Consider the following 21,913-nt stretch of genomic DNA (forward strand, 5'->3'; position numbering starts at 1 on the left):
CCGTATACCTACAAGAAAAACGGGCTGGGTTGGAACAGAGCTTCCACGTCGGGCACGTATTTTTTATCAACCAGAAACATCACCACGTGATCATCTTGTTCAATCACAGTGCGGTCGTGGGCAATCAGGACCTCTTCACCACGCACAATCGCACCAATGGTGGTGCCCGGCGGCAGGCGAATATCACCGACCGCGCGGCCGACCACTTTGGAGGTGGTTTCGTCACCATGGGCAATCGCTTCAATTGCTTCGGCTGCACCGCGGCGCAGCGAAGACACGTTCACGATATCAGCGCGGCGTACGTGGGTTAGCAGGGCTGAAATGGTCGCCTGCTGCGGTGAAATCGCCACGTCAATCACGCCGCCCTGCACCAGGTCGACATAAGCGCCGCGCTGGATAAGCACCATCACTTTTTTGGCACCCATGCGTTTGGCCAGCATGGCTGACATGATGTTGGTTTCATCTTCGTTGGTCAGGGCGATAAACACATCGACCTGATCGATATTCTCTTCGGTCAGCAGCTCCTGATCGGCGGCATCGCCGCAGAAGACAATGCTGTTTTCCAGCTGTTCCGACAGCTGTTCGGCGCGCTGATAATTGCGTTCAATCAGCTTGACGCTGTAGCTGTGTTCGAGGCGTTTGGCCAGGCTGGCACCGATGTTACCGCCACCGACAATCATGATGCGGCGATACGGTTTTTCAAGGCGCTGCAGCTCACTCATCACCGAGCGGATGTGGTTGCTGGCGGCAACGAAGAACACTTCATCATCGGCTTCGATAATGGTGGTGCCCTGCGGGCGGATTGGCCGTCCCTGACGGAAAATCGCCGCCACTCGGGTATCGATGTGCGGCATATGCTCGCGCAGGGCGGACAGGGCGTTACCAACCAGTGGGCCGCCGTAATAGGCTTTGACCGCGACCAGGCTGACTTTCTCTTCGGCAAAGCTCACCACCTGCAGCGCGCCCGGGTATTGCACCAGGCGTTCAATGTAGCTGGTGACCAGCTCTTCCGGGGCAATCAGATGGTCGACCGGAACGGCGCCGGACTGGAACAGGGCTTCTTTTTCAGCCAGATATTCCGGCGAGCGGATGCGGGCGATACGGTTGGGCGTATTAAACAGAGTAAAGGCCACCTGGCAGGCGGCCATATTGGTTTCGTCGGTATTGGTCACCGCGACCAGCATGTCGGCATCCTGAGCCCCTGCTTCGCGCAGTACGTCCGGGTGACTGGCGTGGCCATTGACCACCCGTAAATCATATTTATCCTGCAGGCCGCGCAATCGCTCGCTGCTTTTATCGACGATGGTGATGTCGTTGTTTTCACCAACCAGGTTTTCCGCCAGCGTACCGCCGACCTGACCTGCGCCAAGAATGATGATTTTCATACCTAAATGTCTCTTGTGATTACACGCCAAAGGCAGCCTGTCGGCTGCCCCGGTCTCGTCCTTTATGCCTGAGCAGGCGTCACGCTTTTGCGGATCACGGCGTAGTAGAAGCCGTCCATGTTCTCTTCACCCGGCAGGATCTGACGTCCCGGCTGCTCAGGATCTGAGCCTTGCAATTGCGCATCCGCGGTACGGAGCAGGAAGTCTTTGACCTGCAGTACGTTTTCTTGCGGGGTAATTGAACAGGTTGCGTACACCAAAGTACCACCCGGCTTAAGCTGTTGCCACATCGCATCGAGAATTTCGCGCTGTAGCTCCGCTAATGCTTCGATATCATTGGCGCGGCGTAACCATTTGATGTCCGGATGGCGGCGGATAACGCCGGTGGCTGAACACGGTGCGTCGAGCAGGATGCGGTCAAACTGCGCTCCCGGCCACCACTGTTGCGGGTAGCGGGCATCGCCACAGATGACATCAGCGCGCAGTTGCAGGCGCTGCAGATTATCGTGTACCCGGTTGAGGCGGGTCGGATCGCTGTCTAATGCGACCACTTCGGTATTCTCGGTGTGCTCCAGAATATGTGCGGTTTTGCCGCCCGGCGCGGCGCAGCAATCGAGGATCAGCTCATCTTCCTGTGGGGTCAGATAATCAACCGCTAACTGCGCGGCAGCGTCCTGCACTGAAACCCAGCCTTTCTCAAAGCCAGGCAGCAGGGTGACATCGCACGGTGCATCGAGCTTGATCGCATCCGCGGCCTCTGGGTGCAGGGTGTAGCTGATCTCAGCTGCATCGAGCAACTGCTGGTACTCAGCCCGGGTATGGTGCTGGCGGTTGACACGCAGCCACATCGGCGCCTTGCTGTTGTTGGCTTCAATAATGGCTTCCCATTGCTGCGGGTAGCTTTCCTGTAATAGTTTCAGAATCCAGCTCGGATGACCGTATTTACCGGCATTGTGACTGACTGCCACGGCGTCCAGCTCTTCCTGGTTACGCAGATAGCTGCGCAGTACGGCATTGATCAGACCGCTCAGGTTAGTACCACGCAGGGTTTTGGTCCCTTCGACCGTTTCGGCTACCGCTGCGTGAGAGGGAATACGCATAAAGCTGAGCTGGTAAATACCGACCAGGATCAGATGGTGGAAGACGCGCTTTTTACCTTTGAGCGGGTTATCCATCAGTTCATTGGCAATCGACTCCAGACGCGGTAAATAACGCAGCGCGCCGTAGCAGATTTCCTGCAACAGGGCGTGATCTCTCGGACGTATGGTTTTTTGAGCCGCAGGAAGAGCGTGGGAAAGTGATTGACCTTTGTCGACCACCTGGAAAAGGACGTTGGCAGCCGCAGCGCGAACATTCATGGTGAAACCCTTAAAATTCAATGGGGACATCTCTGTCCCCGGTTAATGTACTGTGATGGTAACCAAAGCTTAGCTCAGTTGTGTTCCAACCTGGAACCAGTCAGCTCTGGCATTGAGAATGTCCTGCACCGGCAGCGCTTTTTTGCCCGGGATTTGCAGTTGCTCCAACACCAGCACGCCAGAACCGGTTGCCACATAGATACCGGTTTTATCCGCCTGAATTATCGTTCCGGCTGGCTGGTCAGTGCTTTGATCCGCAACACAACTTTTCCATACTTTGATGCTGTTGTCCGCGGCTTCAAAGTGGCTCATTGGCCATGGATTGAAAGCACGTACGCAGCGCTCGATATGCTCGGCGCTGTCCTGCCAGTTAATGCGGGCTTCTTCTTTACTCAGTTTCTTGGCGTAGTTAGCCAGCTCATCATCTTGTTTGACAGGCACGGCCTGACCGGCCTTGATGTCGGCCAGGCAGTCAATCAGAGCCTGCGGACCAAGATCAGCCAGTTTGTCATACATGGAAGCACTGGTATCGGTCGTTTCAATCGGCAGGGTGGCAATTTTCAGCATATCACCGGTATCCAGGCCGACATCCATCTGCATGATGGTCACGCCGGTTTCAGCATCACCGGCCCAGATAGAGCGCTGGATGGGTGCCGCGCCACGCCAGCGTGGCAGGATGGAGCCGTGCACGTTGATACAGCCCCGTTTTGGCGTATCCAGCACGGATTTTGGCAGCAGCAGGCCATAAGCGACCACCACCATCAGATCGGCATTGAGCTCGGCTAATTGCTGCTTGGCTTGATCCGATTTGAAGTTTTCCGGCTGATAGACCGGAATATTATGCTCAAGGGCGATATGTTTTACCGGGCTGGCGGTCAGTTTCTTACCGCGTCCGGCCGGGCGATCCGGCTGAGTGTACACCGCGATCACTTCGTGCTCCGAAGACAATAACGCCGCCAGGTGACGGGCGGCGAAATCCGGAGTACCTGCAAACACAATACGTAATGATTGGCTCAAGGTAACCTCACTAAATTATTGATTTTTCTCGTTGAAGCGTTTGATTTTTTCCAGCTTCTCTTTGATGCGCTTACGTTTGAGCGGCGACAGGTAGTCGACAAACAACTTACCTTCCAGGTGGTCGAGCTCGTGCTGCACACAAATGGCCAGCAGGTCGTCCGCTTCAAAGGTGTACTCGTCACCATCACGGTTGAGTGCTTTGACGGTCACTTCCGCTGCGCGTGGCACCAGGGCGCGCGCGCCAGGTACAGACAGACAGCCTTCTTCAATGCCGTCTTCCCCGCGTTTTTCCAGAATTTCAGGATTAATCAGCACCATCGGCTGATCGCGGGTGTCAGAAATGTCGATCACGACGATGCGCTGGTGCACATCGACCTGGGTCGCGGCCAGACCGATACCTTCCTCGTCGTACATGGTATCAATCATGTCATCGACGATTTTCTGAATCTCAGGGGTGACTTTCTCAACCGGCTTGGCAACGGTGCGAAGACGATCATCCGGGAATGTTAATACTTGTAATACAGACATATACACTCGAAAAATTGAACTGTGCCGAATCAGCTAAACGCTTGTTGGCTCAATTCTAGACATTTTATGACCTAAATGACAGCATCCTGCGTGATTTCTCCAGATCCTGGTCCCTAGTCTGCTCCGGAAAACACGCTCATGTTGAGACTGCTGTGTCGTTTTAGCTCTGTTTTTGCCCTGCTCTGTTACTTTTCCCTGCGTGGTGTGTCAGTCGCTGCCCCCGGGCTGAGTGAGTCCGGGCCGGTTCTGCCCGAGATGCGTCTGCTCGACCAGACCGCGTTAGCAAAGGTAAGCCGTGTCCTGGGTACTTCGCTGCCGCGCGCTTATCTCATTCAGCCGCAGCCGATATACATCAGCGGAGCGTATACCGAACAAAGGTGGGGGATCTACCGCCCGTTGGCTCTGTTCTCTCCACGCCAGCAATCCATGCAGGCACTGAGGTTGGTCGCTCGCGCCTCGCTGACGGCCAGCGATGGCGCGCACAGCACGTTGCAAGTGACCAGCCAGATCCAGGAAATTCGTCCCCGGGATATCGCTTTGCCGGCCGTAAGGCTGGCGGACATCCGCTTTTCCACCAAGCATCCCGAACCGATCACAGTCTCTATCCTGGGCACCCCGCAAGGTCTGCACTACGCGGTGCGGAATGACTGGCTGGTACTGGATAAAGGTGCCGAGGACAAGCTGGTGGCCGGTCAACGTTTTGCACTGTTTCAGCGCGCGGCACCGGGCGCTGAGATTGCCTCCGGCGCCCTGATGGCGGATTTAGCGGTTGGCCGCCTGGTGGTTGAGCTGGTGTACCCTGGCTTGAGCCTGGCGCGGATAACCGCCAGCAGTCAGGTGATTGATAATAAAGTGGTACTGCGTGCGCTGTCTGACGACACAGACGCAGTGAGCGGGAGTGTGTTGAATGAGTCACCATGAAGAGTGGAATGAGGAAGAGTTCCAAGCCTGGCTAGCCTTTGCTTTTGTGCCCGGCTTTGGTCTGCGTGCCGTGCAGCGTTTGGCGGCGCGTGATGCGCTCAGTGTCCAGTTGCGTGATATTCAAAAAAGGGGGATGGGCCCCGGCCTGAATGCCAGTCAGCTTGCTTATCTGCGCAGTCAGGCCACAAAGGATGTGGAGGCGTGCCTGTACTGGCGTGAGCAGTCATCGCAGCGCGCGATTATCACCGCCCGCTGCGCCACGTATCCGCCCTTGCTCAGTGAAATTGCGGCTGCGCCGCCGGTGCTGTTTATCGAAGGTGATGCCGGTGTGCTGCTGCAACCGCAGATCGCAATTGTCGGCAGCCGTAATGCCAGCAGCGGCGGGCTGGAGATCGCGGCCCAGTTCGGTGCCCAACTGGCCGAGCAGGGGTTGGTGGTCACCAGTGGCCTGGCGCTCGGTATTGACGGCTATGCCCATGACGGCGCATTGAATGGCGGTGGCGACAGCGTGGCCGTGCTCGGCTGCGGTTTAGAGCATATTTATCCGGCCCGCCATCGTCGCCTGGCCGGGCGAATTGCCGAACAAGGCGCCTTGGTCTCCGAGTTTCGGCCCTCTGCCCGGGCACGGGCTGAACACTTCCCGCGTCGCAACCGGATTATCAGCGGCTTGTCGCTCGGGGTGTTGGTGGTGGAAGCGGCGGAAAAAAGTGGTTCCCTTATCACCGCGCGTTATGCCAGTGAGCAGAACCGCGATGTGTTTGTCATTCCCGGTTCAATTCACAACGCGCACAGCACCGGCAGTAATCAGTTGATTCGCCAGGGGGCTTGCCTGGTGCAGAATGTCGGGCAGATCCTCGATGAAGTCGCGAATTTGCTCGATTGGTCACTTAAGTCGCAGCAAACGGCGCAGTCTGAACTTTTTTCTCACCCAAATCAGCAAGAACAATTGCCATTTCCCGAGCTGTTAGCTAACGTAGGGGAAGAAGCTACACCAGTTGATATTCTTGCAAGCAGGACCCATATACCTGTCCAGGATGTCATGACGCAGCTCCTGGAGCTTGAACTTTCAGGGCATGTTGTTGCAGTTTCCGGTGGCTATATTCGAAAGGGGAGGGGCTAGCTATGATGATGGATATTTTGATGTATCTGTTTGAAACGTATATCCATAGCGATGCAGAGTTGCAAGTGGACCAAGACGAACTGGAAGAAGAACTGGTTCGGGCCGGATTTCACCAGAAAGACATCTATAAAGCCCTTCACTGGTTGGAAGAGCTGGCCGCGTTGCAGCAGACTGATGCGCAATCGGCAATTGCAACCAGTTCGCCAACGTCGGTGCGTATTTATGCGGCGCAGGAGATGGAACGCCTCGATCGAGAATCACGCGGTTTTCTGATGTTCCTCGAGCAGCTTAAGGTGCTGACGACGGAAACGCGCGAGATGGTGATTGATCGGGTCATGGGGCTGGAAACCAATGAGTTTGAACTGGATGACCTGAAATGGATCATCCTCATGGTGCTGTTTAATGTGCCGGGCAATGAAAATGCGTATACGCTAATGGAAGATCTGCTGTACAGCAAAGAGCAGGGTATCCTGCATTAATCCCCTCTGAACCGATCAGAGTTTCCACAGTAGCGCGGTTATGAGCAGTAAAATCGATCACCAGTTGTTCTCGGCCCATGAGCAGGCCCTGAATCACGAACCTTGTCCTCAATGTGGCGGGGCGCTTGCGCTTCGCCATGGCAAACACGGCCCTTTTCTGGGCTGCAGCCAGTATCCGGCCTGCGACTATATCAAACCACTTCATCACAACGATGGTCACATCATCAAAGAGCTCGGTGTGCCTTGTCCGGAATGCGGGCATGAGCTGGTTTTACGCCAGGGACGCTACGGCATGTTTATCGGTTGCAGTCATTACCCGGCTTGTCACCATATTGAATCGCCGGACCAGCCGGCAGACGCCTCTCCACAGCGGCAGGCTCTGGCTTGTCCTGAGTGTGCAACCGGTCATCTGGTTGAACGTAAAACCCGATTTGGTAAAACCTTTTTTGCTTGTGATGCTTACCCTAAGTGTAAGTTTGCCGTTAACCTGCCACCGGTGGCCGGGCAGTGTGAAGCGTGTGGTTTTGGCTTGCTGATCGAGAAGAAGCTCGCCAGCGGTACCCGTTATCAGTGTGCGGCCCGAAAATGCGGCCATACGCAGAGCAGTGATTCGTCACCGGCGCAATAATCAGTAATCTGCACAATAAAAAACGGCGCCTCAGGGCGCCGTTGCGGTTTCGATTCAGCGGCAATTATTGTGGCTGAATCTGACGTGCTACTTCCTGTACGGCAGGGAAGGTATCGGCGTCGAGCACTGTGGCCAGTTCACACAGCTTGCGCTGTAGCTCACCGCTGTAGTCGGCCGTCACGTTGATATGGCCCATTTTACGCCCCGGACGTTTTTCTTTGCCGTACCAGTGAATATGGCAACCTTCCATCGCCAGCAATTGTGTTGGCAGAGTATCTTCACCCAGGATGTTGATCATGGCGGTTTCACGGATCAGCTTGGTGCTGCCCAGAGGCAGGCCGCATACCGCGCGCAGATGATTTTCAAACTGACAGGTTTCTGCACCCTGCTGGGTCCAGTGACCAGAGTTATGCACACGCGGCGCAATTTCATTGACCAGCAGTTCGCCCTGCACATCAAAGAACTCCAGTGCCAGTACGCCGACGTAATCCAGGCTGTCTGCCACTGCGCTGAACATCTGTTTCGCTTGTTCTTGCAACTGCGGCGCATCAATCGCGGTCGACAGGCTGAGTACGCCGTTAACATGGACGTTTTCCGCCAGCGGATACACCGCGATTTCGCCATTGCTGCCACGCGCACCCACCAGGGAAACCTCGCGGTCAAAAGGGACAAATTGCTCAGCGACAATCGCCTGGTTGTCTGACGCAGCGATACATTGCGCCATTTCAGTCCAGATTGCATCGGCATCAGCCGCTTGTTTAAGACGCCACTGGCCTTTGCCATCGTAACCACCCAGCGCACTTTTCAGTACCATAGGAATGCCGATTTTTTCGATCGCTGCATCAAAATCGGCCCGGTTGTTAATCACCGCGTATTTGGCGTTACGGACACCGGCATTATCCAGCAGGGCTTTTTCTAGCCGGCGATCGCCACCGGCTTTGATGGCTTGTGTGCTGGGCAGGAATTTCCCGCTGCGCTCGCATACGGCCAGCACGTCATGTGGGATATGTTCGAATTCTGCGGTGATCACATCCGCTTGTTCAATTGCCTGCTCCAGGCCGTGACCGACCACAGCCTGGGTGAGCGGATGCACCACATTAGCGCTGGTCACATCAAAAGCGCTAATGCCAATATTGAGTGGCGCGCCTGCCAGCGACATCATGCGCGCCAGCTGGCCGGAACCTAATACCAGAACGTGCATAGGATTACTCCTCAGCCGGATTCGGGTTAGCCAGCACGGTTTCGGTTTGCGCGGCACGGAACGCTTCTACCTTGGCCATGATGGTTTCATCCTGCGTGCCGAGGATTTGCGCTGCCAGCAGACCGGCGTTCGCCGCACCGGCTTCACCGATGGCCAGTGTGCCTACCGCAACACCTTTTGGCATTTGTACGATAGAGTACAGTGAATCGATGCCTGACAGAGCACGCGACTGTACTGGTACGCCAAGGACTGGCAGGCTGGTAAAGGCTGCTGCCATACCCGGCAGATGAGCCGCGCCGCCTGCGCCGGCAATAATGACTTTCAGGCCACGCTCTTTTGCGCTTGAGGCATAATCGGCCAGAAGTTGAGGGGTACGGTGCGCTGAAACCACTTTTGTTTCGTAGGGAACACCAAACTGATCCAGCATCTCTGCTGCTAGCTTCATGGTTGGCCAATCCGATTTTGATCCCATGATAATGCCGACTTTCATCTCAAACTCCTTCAAGCGTTTTAATTTGGGTGAGCGATCGTTGGCGCATTATACGAGGATTTTTCTCGCAAGCAAACGTTTGCGCTAATGGGGTGTTTCCCGACCGCTAAATTAGCCATAATTAGATTTAGCTGTCACGCCGGATAATTTGTACACTAAGCGGCAAATACAGAGCAGGTCAACAGAGCCTGGCAAGTACAAGTCAGCTAAATAGTAGGAATCTCAGGTGAATAATTTCGAACATACACTGCAGGCATTGCAGTCTGGTGAAGTGATTGCTTATCCGACCGAAGGCGTATTCGGGGTCGGTTGCGATCCGGATAACCCGCAGGCGATTGAAAAACTGCTGCAGCTCAAGCAGCGCCCGGTGGAAAAAGGTCTGATTCTGATTGCGGCTTCTTATCAGCAGCTGCTGCCTTATATTGATGAATCGCAGCTGACTGCTGAACAGCTGGAGCGGGTTCAGTCAACCTGGCCCGGTCCGGTGACCTGGATCATGCCGGCCAGTGAGCGGGTCTCATCCTGGGTCAGCGGCCAGTTCGACACCATCGCGGTACGGGTGACTGATCATCCGCTGGTACAGCAGCTGTGCCAGGCGTACGGCAAACCGCTGACGTCAACCAGTGCTAACTTGTCCGGGCTGCCACCATGTATGACTACGGCAGAAGTCGAGCAGCAACTAGGCGACAAGCTGGTGGCGATTCTGCACGGTGAAACCGGCGGACGGAACAAGCCAAGCGAAATTCGTGACGCGAAAACACTTCAGGTCTTAAGACAGGGTTAACACAAGGACACCACCATGCCGAGTATAGATAAAGAAGCGGTCAAACAGTTCCTGCTCGAATTACAGGACTCTATCTGTCAGCAGCTCGAAGCCGTCGATGGCGCGGCCCGATTTGAAGAAGATGCCTGGCAGCGTGAGCCGGGTGAACGTCTGGGCGGTGGTGGCCGTACCCGGGTGATGCGCAATGGTCAGGTGTTTGAGCAGGGCGGTGTGAACTTTTCTCATGTTGCGGGTCAACAGATGCCGGCCTCTGCGACGGCGCATCGTCCTGAACTGGCCGGGCGTTGCTTTGAGGCCATGGGGGTGTCACTGGTGATGCATCCTAACAACCCTTATGTGCCGACTTCGCATGCTAATGTGCGTTTCTTTATCGCCGAAAAAGAGGGTGAAGCACCGATCTGGTGGTTTGGTGGTGGCTTTGACTTAACGCCGTTTTATCCGTTTGAACAAGATTGTCAGCACTGGCACCAGACGGCAAAGGATCTGTGTCAGCCATTTGGTCCGGATGTCTATCGTGAGCATAAAGCCTGGTGTGATGACTATTTCTACCTGCCGCACCGTGAAGAGACGCGTGGCATTGGCGGCCTGTTTTTCGATGATCTGAATCAGTGGAGTTTCGCGCAGTGCTTCGATTACATTAAAGCAGTGGGAGAAGGCTATACCCAGGCCTATTTGCCGATTGTTGAACGTCGTAAGCAGACACCCTACGGCGAGCGTGAGCGTGACTTCCAGCTCTATCGTCGCGGCCGTTACGTCGAATTCAATCTGGTCTTTGACCGCGGCACTTTGTTTGGCCTGCAGTCAGGAGGCCGTACTGAGTCGATTCTGATGTCGATGCCTCCCCTGGCTCGCTGGGAATATCGCTATCAGCCTCAGGAAGGCAGCGCCGAGGCACAACTGGGTGAGTTTTTAGTACCGCGCGAGTGGTGACAGAATTTCGTGTCGGTGGTAGGGTCGCATCAGCGACCCTATTTTCTATTCAGGATTCAGGCAAAAATAATTCAGGCATGGATATGGCTTTTCAAAACGATCATTATGCAGTGTTCGGCAACCCTATTGGGCACAGCAAATCCCCTTTTATACATACTCTGTTTGCCCGTCAGACTAACCAGTCGATGACATACACGGCGCAGCTTGCACCGGTCGATGGTTTTGTCACGGCAGCCACACAGTTTTTCGCCACTGGTGGAAAAGGCTGTAATGTGACTGTCCCTTTTAAAGAAGAGGCGTTTCAGTTTGCCACCCGGCTCACTGAGCGTGCCCGCCTGGCGGGAGCGGTCAATACGCTGAAAAAGCTCGACGACGGCATTATTCTCGGTGACAACACCGATGGTGAGGGTCTGGTTCAGGATCTGATGTTGCACCAGGTGGTACTGCAGGATAGCAATATTTTACTGATTGGTGCCGGCGGTGCCGCACGCGGGGTGATCAAACCTTTGCTGGATAAAAATCCTCGTTCTATTACTGTGACTAACCGGACGTTGAGTAAAGCTGAGCAGCTGGTGGCGAATTTTGCCAGTGATGAGCGGGTGCAGGCGGTAGCGATGGATCAGGTCGCCAGCGGCTACGATGTGGTAATTAACTCCACCTCGGCCAGTCTGGAAGGCAAACTGCCTGAGGTCAGTGGTGCGATCTTCGGTTCGCACAGCGTGGCGTATGACATGATGTATGGCAAAGGACTGACCGTCTTTAACCAATGGGCACTGGACAACGGTGCTGCTCATGTCTACGACGGGCTGGGTATGCTGGTTGGCCAGGCGGCGGAGAGCTTTATGTTATGGCGTGGTTTACGTCCCGGCACAAAGCAAATTCTGCGCGAGTTACGTAACAACCTGGAAGCGTAAAATGAATCAGTCAATTTTATTTCCTGATATACAACGTTGGGATGAAGTGCTGCAGGCGGTGGTTTTTCCGGCTCAGCAGTCCGGTGCCCTGATCGAATGTGTGGTGCCATTAACTGAACTGAGTCGTTTAAGCGGCCGGGTAGTTGAGGGTAGCCAGCAAGCGCTGGATACATTTGCCGAGTGGCGCTTTGATCTTGAAGAGAGCGCTGAGGCACTGATTGAAGATGAAGCCTTCAATCAGTACGGACAAATTGAAGTCGTCAACTGACGACTTCGACTTCATTCATATAGTCATTTTTGTTCTGCACATAGTTTTGGGCAGATTTGACTAAAAAGGCCTTCTCTTTGTCGGTCAGTGCGCGGGCTTGTTTAACCGGGCTGCCGACATATAAATAGCCACTTTGTAAGACTTTGCCTGGTGGTACCAGACTACCGGCCCCGATCATGACATCGCTTTCTACTACCACGCCGTCTAAGACAATCGCCCCCATACCGACCAGTACCCGGTCGCCTATAGTGCAGCCGTGCAGCATCACTTTATGGCCGACAGTCACATCATCACCAATCAAAAGCGGATGGCCATCCGGGTTCTCCGCGTTTTTATGGGTCACATGCAGTACGCTGCCGTCCTGAATATTGGAGCGCGCGCCGATCTGTATATGGTTCACATCGCCGCGCGCCGCGACCAGTGGCCAGACACTGGCGTCGTCACCTAAGGTGATATCGCCGACAATGATGGCGCTGCTATCGACATAAACCCGCTCACCCAATTGGGGAATGATTCCTTTATAACTACGAATTGCGCTCATGACGCCTCCTTATTTAGGCTGTAAAGGCCAGTTTAGAAGTGAAAGAGTGTAAGAAATAGCCCTTTGTGAGTAAAAAAACGTCAAACGACAAAAAAAACGGAAAAAACGATAAAAAACCCTTGCCAACGTGAGCGCGATCTCTATAATGCCCCCTCGCTGACACGGCAAAGCTTCGCAAGAAACCAAGCAGTCAGTCAGGTTCATTTTAAAAGCTGAAAAGCTTGCGAAAATAAATTTAAAAAGTGTTTGACACCAAAATTTATCTCGCTAAAATGGCCGCCTCTTCCACGGTGACTCAGTCACTGCAGTCGGAAGAGAAGCTCTTTAACAATATAAACCTATCAATCTGTGTGGGCACTCGTTGATGATAATCGAAGATGATTCTAAAGAATCAACTTAGGTATCAATGAACTGAGTGACCAATTTGAATGAGCAATCATTCGAGCACAGTCAATTCATTACCATTCTGTTGGAATGGTAATAGCTTTGAATTACTAAGGTAATTTGAAGTCAGTATTCATTGAGCCTCCCCTAATTATTTAGGGAATCAAATCTTAAATTGAAGAGTTTGATCATGGCTCAGATTGAACGCTGGCGGCAGGCCTAACACATGCAAGTCGAGCGGCAGCGACTTAACTGAACCTTCGGGGAACGTTAAGGGCGGCGAGCGGCGGACGGGTGAGTAATGCCTGGGAAATTGCCCTGATGTGGGGGATAACCATTGGAAACGATGGCTAATACCGCATGATGCCTTCGGGCCAAAGAGGGGGACCTTCGGGCCTCTCGCGTCAGGATATGCCCAGGTGGGATTAGCTAGTTGGTGAGGTAAGGGCTCACCAAGGCGACGATCCCTAGCTGGTCTGAGAGGATGATCAGCCACACTGGAACTGAGACACGGTCCAGACTCCTACGGGAGGCAGCAGTGGGGAATATTGCACAATGGGCGCAAGCCTGATGCAGCCATGCCGCGTGTATGAAGAAGGCCTTCGGGTTGTAAAGTACTTTCAGCAGTGAGGAAGGCGGGTGCGTTAATAGCGCATTCGTTTGACGTTAGCTGCAGAAGAAGCACCGGCTAACTCCGTGCCAGCAGCCGCGGTAATACGGAGGGTGCGAGCGTTAATCGGAATTACTGGGCGTAAAGCGCATGCAGGTGGTTTGTTAAGTCAGATGTGAAAGCCCGGGGCTCAACCTCGGAATTGCATTTGAAACTGGCAGGCTAGAGTACTGTAGAGGGGGGTAGAATTTCAGGTGTAGCGGTGAAATGCGTAGAGATCTGAAGGAATACCGGTGGCGAAGGCGGCCCCCTGGACAGATACTGACACTCAGATGCGAAAGCGTGGGGAGCAAACAGGATTAGATACCCTGGTAGTCCACGCCGTCAACGATGTCTACTTGGAGGTTGTGGCCTTGAGCCGTGGCTTTCGGAGCTAACGCGTTAAGTAGACCGCCTGGGGAGTACGGTCGCAAGATTAAAACTCAAATGAATTGACGGGGGCCCGCACAAGCGGTGGAGCATGTGGTTTAATTCGATGCAACGCGAAGAACCTTACCTACTCTTGACATCCTCAGAAGAGACTGGAGACAGTCTTGTGCCTTCGGGAACTGAGAGACAGGTGCTGCATGGCTGTCGTCAGCTCGTGTTGTGAAATGTTGGGTTAAGTCCCGCAACGAGCGCAACCCTTATCCTTGTTTGCCAGCGAGTAAAGTCGGGAACTCCAGGGAGACTGCCGGTGATAAACCGGAGGAAGGTGGGGACGACGTCAAGTCATCATGGCCCTTACGAGTAGGGCTACACACGTGCTACAATGGCGCATACAGAGGGCGGCCAACTTGCGAAAGTGAGCGAATCCCAAAAAGTGCGTCGTAGTCCGGATTGGAGTCTGCAACTCGACTCCATGAAGTCGGAATCGCTAGTAATCGTGGATCAGAATGCCACGGTGAATACGTTCCCGGGCCTTGTACACACCGCCCGTCACACCATGGGAGTGGGCTGCAAAAGAAGCAGGTAGTTTAACCTTCGGGAGGACGCTTGCCACTTTGTGGTTCATGACTGGGGTGAAGTCGTAACAAGGTAGCGCTAGGGGAACCTGGCGCTGGATCACCTCCTTATACGAATGATTATTGCGATGAGTGTTCACACAGATTGATACGGTTTAGATAAAGAAGAGTATCTTAGTGTCCCGTTCGTCTAGAGGCCTAGGACACCGCCCTTTCACGGCGGTAACAGGGGTTCGACTCCCCTACGGGATACCATTTCCTTGTGAAATAAAAGGGGTCGTTAGCTCAGTTGGTAGAGCAGTTGACTTTTAATCAATTGGTCGCAGGTTCGAATCCTGCACGACCCACCATTCCTTCCATGGGAATTAAAATAAGATGGGCGATTAGCTCAGTTGGGAGAGCACCTGCCTTACAAGCAGGGGGTCACTGGTTCGAACCCGGTATCGCCCACCACTCTCTAAGTATTTTTGGATTTCAAATTCCAAACCACTTCAGTAAAACGTACGTGGTTCGGATTTCTGACGCTGAGAATCTTTAGAAAGTGCCAAACAGGTACTCTGTTTCGAAAGAAACAACGCTCTTTAACAATTTGGAAAGCTGACAAAATAATCTTTTGTTTATTCGTAAACGAAATATTATTTGTAAAGTTCTCAATGTATTCCGAAATGGAATACACCAACAACACATTCAAGTGTGCTTGGTAGAAACTTGTTTAACAAGTTTCAAAATTGAGTCCGGCAAAATCGAAAAGTCTCTCGCTCATTCAAATAATGAGAGACAACGAAACCTTGGTGACTTGGTTCATCAACTCGAAACTCCTTCGGGTTGTATGGTTAAGTGACTAAGCGTACACGGTGGATGCCTTGGCAGTCAGAGGCGATGAAGGACGTACTAACTTGCGATAAGCGTAGATGAGGCAGTAAGAGCCACTTGAGTCTACGATTTCCGAATGGGGAAACCCACCTGCATAAGCAGGTATCATTAACTGAATACATAGGTTAATGAAGCGAACCGGGGGAACTGAAACATCTAAGTACCCCGAGGAAAAGAAATCAATTGAGATTCCGAAAGTAGCGGCGAGCGAAATTGGATTAGCCCTTAAGCTTTATATGCGTCAGGTGAAGGTTCTGGAAAGGACCGCGAAACAGGGTGATAGCCCCGTAGCCGACAGCGTATGTTCAGTGAAATCGAGTAGGGCGGGACACGTGTTATCCTGTCTGAACATGGGGGGACCATCCTCCAAGGCTAAATACTCCTGACTGACCGATAGTGAACCAGTACCGTGAGGGAAAGGCGAAAAGAACCCCTGTGAGGGGAGTGAAATAGAACCTGAAACCGTGTACGTACAAGCAGTAGGAGCACCTTCGTGGTGTGACTGCGTACCTTTTGTATAATGGGTCAGCGACTTATATTCAGTGGCAAGGTTAACCATTTAGGGGAGCCGTAGGGAAACCGAGTCTTAACTGGGCGTTCAGTCTCTGGATATAGACCCGAAACCGAGTGATCTAGCCATGGGCAGGTTGAAGATTGAGTAACATCAATTGGAGGACCGAACCGACTAATGTTGAAAAATTAGCGGATGACTTGTGGCTAGGGGTGAAAGGCCAATCAAACTCGGAGATAGCTGGTTCTCCCCGAAAGCTATTTAGGTAGCGCCTCGGACGAATACTACTGGGGGTAGAGCACTGTTAAGGCTAGGGGGTCATCCCGACTTACCAACCCTTTGCAAACTCCGAATACCAGTAAGTACTATCCGGGAGACACACGGCGGGTGCTAACGTCCGTCGTGGAGAGGGAAACAACCCAGACCGCCAGCTAAGGTCCCAAATTACAGCTAAGTGGGAAACGATGTGGGAAGGCTCAGACAGCTAGGATGTTGGCTTAGAAGCAGCCATCATTTAAAGAAAGCGTAATAGCTCACTAGTCGAGTCGGCCTGCGCGGAAGATGTAACGGGGCTAAGCTGTAAACCGAAGCTGCGGCAATGCGATTTATCGTATTGGGTAGGGGAGCGTTCTGTAAGCCGTTGAAGGTGTGCTGTAAGGCATGCTGGAGGTATCAGAAGTGCGAATGCTGACATGAGTAACGATAAAGGGGGTGAAAAACCTCCTCGCCGGAAGACCAAGGGTTCCTGTCCAACGTTAATCGGGGCAGGGTAAGTCGACCCCTAAGGCGAGGCCGAAAGGCGTAGTCGATGGGAAACGGGTTAATATTCCCGTACTTCTTACAATTGCGATGGGGGGACGGAGAAGGCTAGGTGGGCCTGGCGACGGTTGTCCAGGTTCAAGTGCGTAGGCTTGAGAGTTAGGTAAATCCGGCTCTCTATAAGGCTGAGACACGATGTCGAGTCACTACGGTGATGAAGTCATTGATGCCATGCTTCCAGGAAAAGCCTCTAAGCTTCAGATTGTAAGGAATCGTACCCCAAACCGACACAGGTGGTCGGGTAGAGAATACCAAGGCGCTTGAGAGAACTCGGGTGAAGGAACTAGGCAAAATGGTACCGTAACTTCGGGAGAAGGTACGCTTCTGACGGTGAAGTCCCTCGCGGATGGAGCTATTGGAAGTCGCAGATACCAGGTGGCTGCAACTGTTTATTAAAAACACAGCACTGTGCAAAATCGTAAGATGACGTATACGGTGTGACGCCTGCCCGGTGCCGGAAGGTTAATTGATGGGGTTAGACTTCGGTCGACGCTCTTGATCGAAGCCCCGGTAAACGGCGGCCGTAACTATAACGGTCCTAAGGTAGCGAAATTCCTTGTCGGGTAAGTTCCGACCTGCACGAATGGCGTAATGATGGCCACGCTGTCTCCACCCGAGACTCAGTGAAATTGAAATCGCTGTGAAGATGCAGTGTACCCGCGGCTAGACGGAAAGACCCCGTGAACCTTTACTACAGCTTGGCACTGAACATTGAACCTACATGTGTAGGATAGGTGGGAGGCTTTGAAGACGTGACGCCAGTTGCGTTGGAGCCGTCCTTGAAATACCACCCTTGTATGTTTGATGTTCTAACTCTGGACCGTTATCCGGTTCGAGGACAGTGCCTGGTGGGTAGTTTGACTGGGGCGGTCTCCTCCCAAAGAGTAACGGAGGAGCACGAAGGTGGGCTAATCACGGTTGGACATCGTGAGGTTAGTGCAATGGCATAAGCCCGCTTGACTGCGAGAATGACAATTCGAGCAGGTGCGAAAGCAGGTCATAGTGATCCGGTGGTTCTGAATGGAAGGGCCATCGCTCAACGGATAAAAGGTACTCCGGGGATAACAGGCTGATACCGCCCAAGAGTTCATATCGACGGCGGTGTTTGGCACCTCGATGTCGGCTCATCACATCCTGGGGCTGAAGTCGGTCCCAAGGGTATGGCTGTTCGCCATTTAAAGTGGTACGCGAGCTGGGTTTAGAACGTCGTGAGACAGTTCGGTCCCTATCTGCCGTGGGCGTTGGAAGATTGAAGGGGGCTGCTCCTAGTACGAGAGGACCGGAGTGGACGAACCTCTGGTGTTCGGGTTGTGTCGCCAGACGCATTGCCCGGTAGCTAAGTTCGGAATCGATAACCGCTGAAAGCATCTAAGCGGGAAGCGAGCCCTGAGATGAGTCTTCCCTGACACTTTAAGTGTCCTAAAGGGTTGTTCGAGACTAGAACGTTGATAGGCAGGGTGTGTAAGCGTTGTGAGGCGTTGAGCTAACCTGTACTAATTGCCCGTGAGGCTTAACCATACAACACCCAAGGGGTTTTGATTGGACTCAATGACCAGTACATTGAATGTGTAAAGAGAACATAAACAGCTTTCCGAATTTTTTGTCTTCACTTTTTTAGAAAAAGTGAAAATAAAAACAAAATTTTGCTTGGCGACCATAGCGTTTTGGACCCACCTGACTCCATTCCGAACTCAGAAGTGAAACGAAACAGCGTCGATGGTAGTGTGGGGCCTCCCCATGTGAGAGTAGAACATCGCCAGGCTTTAATATCGTTTTCAGAACTCTCTTTGTTGAGAGAAGATCCTGGAAACACAGCTAAATATCCAGCGTCGTAAGTGTAAGACTCGATTTTTAGTGACAATTTGCGGAGAGATGGCTGAGTGGTTGAAAGCACCGGTCTTGAAAACCGGCGTACGTTAATAGCGTACCTAGGGTTCAAATCCCTATCTCTCCGCCACTATTAAAAAACCCGCTGAGCAATCAGCGGGTTTTTTGCGTTTATAGGATCAAGGCCTAGAATTATAGACCCTAGACCCTAGACCCTAGACCCTAGACCCTAGACCCTAGACCCTAGACCCTAGACCCTAGCTTCTAATCAACAATACTGCGTTTGGCCGATACCACTCGCCATAGCGCTCTGACCAGCGGATCATCCAGCTGCGAGCGTTTGCAGCACACCCCAAGTTTAAATGGCTTAATCGGTGAGAAAGAGAGGCGTTGTACTTTTTCCCGCACCGGACTGTTATTGATCACCACATCGGGAGCGATGCCCACCCCGCAACCCAGCGCGACCATGCTGACAATCGCCTCATGACCGGCAATCTGAGCGTAGATGTTAGGTTTGATCTTCATACGCTTAAACCAGCTGTTGGCTCGGTCGCGCGCCGTGCCGACTTCAGGCACGATAAACGGCACCTGAGACCAGTCCGGATGTTCTTTCTGTACCTCTTCGACAAAACTGCTGATCCCTATCGGTGCAATCACTGACAACGGCAATTCACTGATGGTGGTGAATTCCACCCGGGATGGCAGATGCTCCGGCATTGCGGAAATCGCAATATCCGCTTCATCATTCAATATTTTATCGATCGCCTGGGCCGGATCCCCGGTCAACAGTTTAAATTCAATCGACGGATGTTTAAGCCGGAACGCGTTGAGTAGCTCCGGTAAATGGCTGTAGCTGGCTGTCACTGAGCAAAACAGGCGGATTTCACCTTTCAGCTCGGCTTCCTGCTCATTGAGCAAGGTGTGGAACTGGCGCCATTCACTGGTGATTCGCATGGCGACCGGCAGTAGCTTGCTACCGGCCGGAGTCAACTCGACACTGCGGTTATCACGCACGAACAGAGGATGACCGACCTCATCTTCCAGTTTCTGAATCTGGCGGCTCAGTGCCGACGGACTGACATGCATCGCGGTCGCGGTTTTGCTGAAATTCATACTGTCGCAAAGATGGAGAAACAGTTGTAAGGTTTTAATGTTCATAAGCGGACCCATGTTGCATTAATTGCAATAACTAATTGTGAATATATCACTTTGAGCAACTGAATGTCTGTTTTAGTATGAATTCATTCGGTGCACAGCCACCGACCTGATGGAACAAATTAAAGGAGAGCACCCTCATGGCGAACTATTTCAATACCCTGAACCTGCGTGAGCAACTGGACCAACTAGGCCGCTGCCGTTTTATGGCACGTGAAGAATTTGCAACTGAAGCAGATTACCTGAAAGGCAAAAAAGTGGTCATCGTAGGTTGTGGTGCTCAAGGTCTGAACCAAGGCCTGAACATGCGTGATTCTGGTCTGGACGTATCTTACGCACTGCGCCAGGCAGCGATTGACGAGAAGCGTCAGTCGTACAAAAACGCCAAAGACAATGGTTTTGTGGTAGGCAGCTATGAAGACCTGATTCCACAAGCTGATCTGGTTGTGAACCTGACTCCGGATAAACAGCACTCAAACGTTGTTGAAACAGTAATGCCTCTGATGAAACAGGGTGCCGCTCTGGGTTACTCACACGGCTTCAACATTGTTGAAGAAGGCATGCAAATCCGTAAAGACCTGACCGTAGTGATGGTTGCCCCTAAGTGTCCAGGTACTGAAGTACGTGAAGAATACAAGCGCGGTTTCGGTGTTCCTACTCTGATTGCGGTACACCCGGAGAACGATCCTCAAGGTGACGGTCTGGAAATCGCAAAAGCATGGGCAGCAGCCACTGGCGGTCACCGTGCAGGTTGCCTTGAGTCTTCATTCGTTGCTGAAGTGAAATCTGACCTGATGGGCGAGCAGACTATCCTGTGTGGTATGCTGCAAGCGGGCTCTATCGTATGTTACGAGAAGATGATTGCTGACGGTATCGATGCGGGTTACGCCGGTAAACTGCTGCAGTTCGGTTGGGAAACAGTGACGGAAGCACTGAAATTCGGTGGCATCACGCACATGATGGATCGTCTGTCTAACCCGGCGAAAATCAAAGCGTTTGAACTTTCTGAAGAGCTGAAAGATCTGATGCGTCCACTGTACAACAAGCACATGGATGACATCATCTCTGGCCACTTCTCAAGCACCATGATGGCTGACTGGGCGAACGACGACGTGAACCTGCTGGGCTGGCGTGCAGAGACTGCAGAAACTGCCTTTGAGAACTACCCAGAGTCAGATGTGAAGATCGCAGAGCAAGAGTACTTCGACAACGGTATCCTGATGATCGCTATGGTTCGCGCCGGGGTTGAGCTGGCATTCGAAGCCATGACAGCGTCAGGCATCATCGATGAGTCGGCTTACTATGAATCACTGCACGAACTGCCACTGATCGCCAACACTATCGCACGTAAGCGTCTGTACGAAATGAACGTGGTTATCTCTGACACTGCAGAATACGGTAACTACCTGTTCGCAAACGTAGCGACTCCGCTACTGCGCGAGAAATTCATGCCTAAAGTCGGTACTGACGTAATTGGTAAAGGCCTGGGCGAAACATCTAACCAGGTTGATAACGCGACTCTGATTGAAGTGAACAGCATCATCCGTAACCACCCGGTTGAGTTCATCGGTGAAGAGTTGCGTGGCTACATGAAAGACATGAAGCGCATCGCGGTAGGTGACTAATTAAGTCGGCTTAAAAAGCAGAATAAAAGCAAACACAACACAACATAAAAACAAAAAGGGCTTAGTCGCAAGACTAAGCCCTTTATAATTTGTGCTGACCGGTGTTGCCAGCCAGTCCGGGCCGTCCGGAACACGCTATTATTTGTCAGCCAGTTTGGCTTCCAGCTCAGCCAGCTTCTGTTCCATTTCTGTCAGTTTCTGACGTGTGCGCAGCAGCACCTGGGTCTGCACGTCGAATTCTTCACGGCTGACCACATCCAGCTTGTTGAGCTGGCCCTGAATCACCTGGCGCACTTTCTGCTCGACATCGGTACCCAGGTCTTTGACCGGCTGCGGCATGGATTCGTGAATCTGTTTCGCGATTTGCTCAAGTTTCTTTGGATCAAACATTGGTTATTCACTCCTGTATTTATGTCTTTCATTCTATGCAATTCAGTGTCGAAAGTCGTTAATTGCGATGACAAAAAAGCGCGAAAGCATACTTTTGTCACTCAGATCAAAGGAGTACGGTATCGGACACGCTGCTGCGGCACCCAGACCT

At 52.7% G+C, this 21,913-nt stretch carries 18 protein-coding genes, 4 tRNA genes and 3 rRNA genes; 16 read left to right on the top strand and 9 right to left on the bottom strand.

Translation table 11 applies throughout. The features are described 5' to 3' along the window. Positions 1 to 8 precede the first annotated feature (8 nt). The 4 genes from trkA to def form a co-directional block, all read right to left on the bottom strand. Positions 9 to 1,385: a Trk system potassium transporter TrkA gene (trkA, locus tag J0X00_RS12115; RefSeq protein WP_136487760.1), complete on the bottom strand. Its 1,377-nt coding sequence runs from the start codon at positions 1,383 to 1,385 to the stop codon at positions 9 to 11. 62 nt (positions 1,386 to 1,447) lie between these two features. Beyond that, a complete protein-coding gene (gene rsmB / locus J0X00_RS12120; RefSeq protein ID WP_282478124.1) occupies positions 1,448 to 2,743 on the bottom strand; it encodes a 16S rRNA (cytosine(967)-C(5))-methyltransferase RsmB in 1,296 nt (431 codons plus the stop codon). A gap of 69 nt (positions 2,744 to 2,812) precedes the next feature. Next, positions 2,813 to 3,760 carry a methionyl-tRNA formyltransferase gene (gene fmt, locus J0X00_RS12125; protein ID WP_282478125.1) on the bottom strand — a complete coding sequence of 316 codons (948 nt, stop codon included), beginning with the start codon at positions 3,758 to 3,760 and terminating at the stop codon, positions 2,813 to 2,815. 15 nt (positions 3,761 to 3,775) lie between these two features. Beyond that, the gene (gene def / locus J0X00_RS12130) at positions 3,776 to 4,288 is read right to left on the bottom strand and encodes a peptide deformylase (RefSeq protein ID WP_136487763.1); all 513 of its coding nucleotides are present in this window, start codon (positions 4,286 to 4,288) and stop codon (positions 3,776 to 3,778) included. Positions 4,289 to 4,426: 138 nt separating this feature from the next. On the opposite strand from def, the gene J0X00_RS12135 reads away from it, so the two are divergent. From J0X00_RS12135 to J0X00_RS12150, 4 genes are read left to right on the top strand one after another with little or no spacing between them, the layout of a single operon-like run. Further along, on the top strand, positions 4,427 to 5,209 hold the full coding sequence (locus J0X00_RS12135; protein WP_282478126.1) for a hypothetical protein: 783 nt from the start codon (positions 4,427 to 4,429) through the stop codon (positions 5,207 to 5,209). After that, the gene (gene dprA, locus J0X00_RS12140) at positions 5,196 to 6,329 is read left to right on the top strand and encodes a DNA-processing protein DprA (RefSeq protein WP_136487765.1); all 1,134 of its coding nucleotides are present in this window, start codon (positions 5,196 to 5,198) and stop codon (positions 6,327 to 6,329) included. The genes J0X00_RS12135 and dprA overlap by 14 nt, the downstream gene beginning before the upstream one ends. Positions 6,330 to 6,331: 2 nt before the next feature. Continuing rightward, on the top strand, positions 6,332 to 6,808 hold the full coding sequence (locus tag J0X00_RS12145; RefSeq protein ID WP_282478127.1) for a DUF494 family protein: 477 nt from the start codon (positions 6,332 to 6,334) through the stop codon (positions 6,806 to 6,808). A 40-nt stretch (positions 6,809 to 6,848) separates the two neighbouring features. Continuing rightward, entirely contained in the window at positions 6,849 to 7,436 is a 588-nt protein-coding gene (locus tag J0X00_RS12150) for a type I DNA topoisomerase (RefSeq protein WP_136487767.1), read from the top strand. A gap of 64 nt (positions 7,437 to 7,500) precedes the next feature. Here the strand turns inward: J0X00_RS12150 and J0X00_RS12155 are convergent, their stop codons facing one another. Both J0X00_RS12155 and purE read right to left on the bottom strand, forming a co-directional pair. Beyond that, positions 7,501 to 8,637, bottom strand: coding sequence for a 5-(carboxyamino)imidazole ribonucleotide synthase (locus tag J0X00_RS12155; RefSeq protein WP_282478128.1), 1,137 nt, complete (start codon positions 8,635 to 8,637; stop codon positions 7,501 to 7,503). A 4-nt stretch (positions 8,638 to 8,641) separates the two neighbouring features. Beyond that, complete coding sequence (gene purE, locus J0X00_RS12160) at positions 8,642 to 9,127, bottom strand: 5-(carboxyamino)imidazole ribonucleotide mutase (RefSeq protein ID WP_136487769.1); 486 nt, start codon at positions 9,125 to 9,127, stop codon at positions 8,642 to 8,644. A gap of 226 nt (positions 9,128 to 9,353) precedes the next feature. Here purE and J0X00_RS12165 point away from each other — a divergent pair, with 226 nt between their 5' ends. From J0X00_RS12165 to J0X00_RS12180, 4 genes are all read left to right on the top strand, one after another. Continuing rightward, positions 9,354 to 9,911 (top strand): L-threonylcarbamoyladenylate synthase, encoded by a 558-nt coding sequence (locus J0X00_RS12165; RefSeq protein WP_136487770.1) that lies wholly within the window; start codon positions 9,354 to 9,356, stop codon positions 9,909 to 9,911. Positions 9,912 to 9,926: 15 nt separating this feature from the next. Beyond that, positions 9,927 to 10,841 carry an oxygen-dependent coproporphyrinogen oxidase gene (gene hemF / locus J0X00_RS12170; RefSeq protein ID WP_282478129.1) on the top strand — a complete coding sequence of 305 codons (915 nt, stop codon included), beginning with the start codon at positions 9,927 to 9,929 and terminating at the stop codon, positions 10,839 to 10,841. 83 nt (positions 10,842 to 10,924) lie between these two features. Further along, a complete protein-coding gene (aroE, locus tag J0X00_RS12175; RefSeq protein ID WP_282478130.1) occupies positions 10,925 to 11,755 on the top strand; it encodes a shikimate dehydrogenase in 831 nt (276 codons plus the stop codon). Position 11,756: 1 nt separating this feature from the next. Beyond that, a complete protein-coding gene (locus J0X00_RS12180) occupies positions 11,757 to 12,023 on the top strand; it encodes a DUF1488 domain-containing protein (RefSeq protein WP_282478131.1) in 267 nt (88 codons plus the stop codon). Here J0X00_RS12180 and J0X00_RS12185 read toward each other — a convergent pair. After that, positions 12,016 to 12,564 (bottom strand): gamma carbonic anhydrase family protein, encoded by a 549-nt coding sequence (locus J0X00_RS12185; RefSeq protein ID WP_282478132.1) that lies wholly within the window; start codon positions 12,562 to 12,564, stop codon positions 12,016 to 12,018. The two genes, J0X00_RS12180 and J0X00_RS12185, sit on opposite strands and share 8 nt — an antisense overlap. A 556-nt stretch (positions 12,565 to 13,120) precedes the next feature. Between J0X00_RS12185 and J0X00_RS12190 the strand changes: the two genes are divergently transcribed. The 7 genes from J0X00_RS12190 to J0X00_RS12220 all read left to right on the top strand — a co-directional run bounded on the left by J0X00_RS12190 (position 13,121) and on the right by J0X00_RS12220 (position 18,722). Then, positions 13,121 to 14,673 (top strand): 16S ribosomal RNA (locus J0X00_RS12190). Positions 14,674 to 14,741: 68 nt separating this feature from the next. After that, positions 14,742 to 14,817 (top strand) — tRNA-Glu (locus tag J0X00_RS12195). A gap of 19 nt (positions 14,818 to 14,836) precedes the next feature. Continuing rightward, positions 14,837 to 14,912 (top strand) — tRNA-Lys (locus J0X00_RS12200). Between the two features lie 27 nt (positions 14,913 to 14,939). Next, positions 14,940 to 15,015: transfer RNA gene (locus J0X00_RS12205), tRNA-Val, on the top strand. A 378-nt stretch (positions 15,016 to 15,393) separates the two neighbouring features. Further along, positions 15,394 to 18,283: ribosomal RNA gene (locus J0X00_RS12210) — 23S ribosomal RNA — on the top strand. Between the two features lie 128 nt (positions 18,284 to 18,411). Continuing rightward, positions 18,412 to 18,527: ribosomal RNA gene (gene rrf / locus J0X00_RS12215) — 5S ribosomal RNA — on the top strand. The 16S, 23S and 5S rRNA genes sit together here with 4 tRNA genes alongside, the layout of an rRNA operon. A gap of 104 nt (positions 18,528 to 18,631) precedes the next feature. Next, positions 18,632 to 18,722 (top strand) — tRNA-Ser (locus J0X00_RS12220). Between the two features lie 134 nt (positions 18,723 to 18,856). Here the strand turns inward: J0X00_RS12220 and ilvY are convergent. After that, complete coding sequence (gene ilvY, locus J0X00_RS12225) at positions 18,857 to 19,750, bottom strand: HTH-type transcriptional activator IlvY (protein ID WP_136487953.1); 894 nt, start codon at positions 19,748 to 19,750, stop codon at positions 18,857 to 18,859. 137 nt (positions 19,751 to 19,887) lie between these two features. On the opposite strand from ilvY, the gene ilvC reads away from it, so the two are divergent. After that, positions 19,888 to 21,372, top strand: coding sequence for a ketol-acid reductoisomerase (gene ilvC, locus J0X00_RS12230; RefSeq protein WP_136487954.1), 1,485 nt, complete (start codon positions 19,888 to 19,890; stop codon positions 21,370 to 21,372). A 138-nt stretch (positions 21,373 to 21,510) separates the two neighbouring features. Here the strand turns inward: ilvC and J0X00_RS12235 are convergent, their stop codons facing one another. After that, complete coding sequence (locus J0X00_RS12235; protein WP_136487955.1) at positions 21,511 to 21,762, bottom strand: accessory factor UbiK family protein; 252 nt, start codon at positions 21,760 to 21,762, stop codon at positions 21,511 to 21,513. Positions 21,763 to 21,913 lie beyond the last annotated feature (151 nt).

The sequence above is a fragment of the Vibrio sp. ABG19 genome (assembly GCF_029962385.1).
Taxonomy (GTDB): domain Bacteria; phylum Pseudomonadota; class Gammaproteobacteria; order Enterobacterales; family Vibrionaceae; genus Vibrio; species Vibrio ostreae.